Origin of the sequence: Spirulina sp. CCNP1310 (genome assembly GCF_034932185.1) — a bacterium.
GTDB lineage: Bacteria > Cyanobacteriota > Cyanobacteriia > Cyanobacteriales > Spirulinaceae > Spirulina.
Window position 1 is genome coordinate 1 of the sequence record NZ_JAYGHW010000113.1, and the last position, 1,772, is coordinate 1,772.

At 51.9% G+C, this 1,772-nt stretch carries 1 protein-coding gene and 2 pseudogenes; all 3 read right to left on the bottom strand.

Annotated elements, in window-relative coordinates; genetic code table 11:
- Positions 1-15: 15 nt before the first annotated feature.
- Positions 16-327: pseudogene (locus VB712_RS20290) on the bottom strand (zinc ribbon domain-containing protein); the annotation flags it as partial.
- Positions 328-329: 2 nt separating this feature from the next.
- A pseudogene (locus VB712_RS20295) lies at positions 330-696 on the bottom strand (hypothetical protein); the annotation flags it as partial.
- Positions 697-859: 163 nt separating this feature from the next.
- Positions 860-1,498 (bottom strand): hypothetical protein, encoded by a 639-nt coding sequence (locus VB712_RS20300; RefSeq protein ID WP_323258175.1) that lies wholly within the window; start codon positions 1,496-1,498, stop codon positions 860-862.
- Positions 1,499-1,772 lie beyond the last annotated feature (274 nt).

The following is a 1,772-nucleotide window of genomic DNA, read 5'->3' on the forward strand; positions in this document are numbered from 1 at the left end:
TTGACACTCCCCGCGCTAAAGCGACGGGGATTCTTCACTCAACGAGCCAACTTGCTCAGACAGGATGACTCCAGCCAAAGTAGAGGTCGATTCTCCTGAAGCGTTGCTTGCGTCCAGCGCAAAAGTTCCGGTATGCCCTACCGTACTCAATCCCCGACTGAGGATGTTTCTCGCTGCATTATGGTCTCTGTCCATCACACATCCACATCGACAAACATGAGTTCGAGTGGATAAAGTCTTCTGGACAATGACACCGCAGCGAGAGCATTCCTGGCTTGTCCTGTGGGGTGGAACAGCAACAGTGAGCTTGCCGAACACCTTGCCAAAATCTAAGTACAGGACAAAAATTGTAGGGACTGCAAAAACTCAGCATCATGAGATGGGGAGGGATTGAGCACCAAATGGCGCCAATAAGCCAGCCTCAACCCTAACCGGAACAGACTCTAACTACGGCGACCGTGCTTCTTCAGCTTAATGGGCTGCCACTGATGTAACCACAACCCTGTTCGCAATGCCCAACATAGGGCTAAGGTCAACAGAGCAAACAACCGAGGCGTGAGCCGACAACCCTAGGCGTGAGCCGACAAATATTAAACTCTAAACTCTCAAGCGCTCCCCATCAGTGAGGTGTGTCGATTCGAGACAGAACCCACGGGTTTTGAAGATGCCAAACAGGGTTTCAATTCCCCAACGTAATTGCTGGGGCTTTCCGTAGGCTTTAAACTCTAGTACAATCATGGCTATATCCTAGCACACAATATAAGCCGCCCTGCAAGGACGGCGACTAAAGTCGCCGTATCGTCTTTCATCCCCGCGAAGACAGCGACGTTGCTCTAAGACTCCCGCACTATTTTCGTAATTATTCGCGGTTGTTGTCGTGATGTTCCCGACCGGAAACACTGGCTAAAACCGATTCTACGGCTTGGACTGCGGCTAAAATATCCCGCTCTTCCCCCCCTAGATAAAGGCGGCCAAAACTGCCAATGGCGGAAACTTGCAAAATATTAATACTGGCGGCTTTTTCTGCTTCATTCGCCGCCAAAGCTGCATAGGCCGCCGGTTGCACTTCCAAAACGTAGAGGGTTTGATTGGCGAGGATCATTTGGCCGCGACGGCTGCGGTTGATCAGTTGGGCTTGGTGGGGGTCAAGGTTGCGGATGATTTGGCTGGAAACGATGCGGGGCTTGAGGCGATCGCTCTCCCTCACCCCTAAACTGTCTAAAATTGCCTTCCCCGCCGTGCGGGTTTCCCCTTGGCGGCTGGCGTGGATTTCCAACAAGCCATAGAGCCGCTCCACAAACTGCACCCCAGGCCGCACCACCGTTGCTTTCAGGGCCACATCGGTGATCCGATTAATTTCAATGCCGGGGGAAATTTCAATCCACAGGGAGCTATCCCCAGGGAGGGGCAAAAATCCCAGCGCAACCGTGCCAATATAGGCGGCGTGTTGCGGTTGAAGGCTATCTAAAAAAACGTAGCTGCGTAAATCAATCCCCAAGGGTATTCTCCATCACTCGGACAAGCTGCCTCAAGAGGCGGGCTAAGAGCATTGTACTGGTTTGGGGGAGTAGGAAGTGGGAAGTAGGAAGATAGTTGACGTACTCCCCGGCATGAATGCGCGGGGATTCTCAAAGGTTTTCTTTCGGCAGGCTAAAGCCATGCCTCCAGACTCTCTTCTTCCTGCTTCTTAGACTCTTGACTAGACACTTGATTTTCATCTTATGTCCCCGTTAGACCGTCTCCACAGGCATTTTACTTTTACATCTACCGAG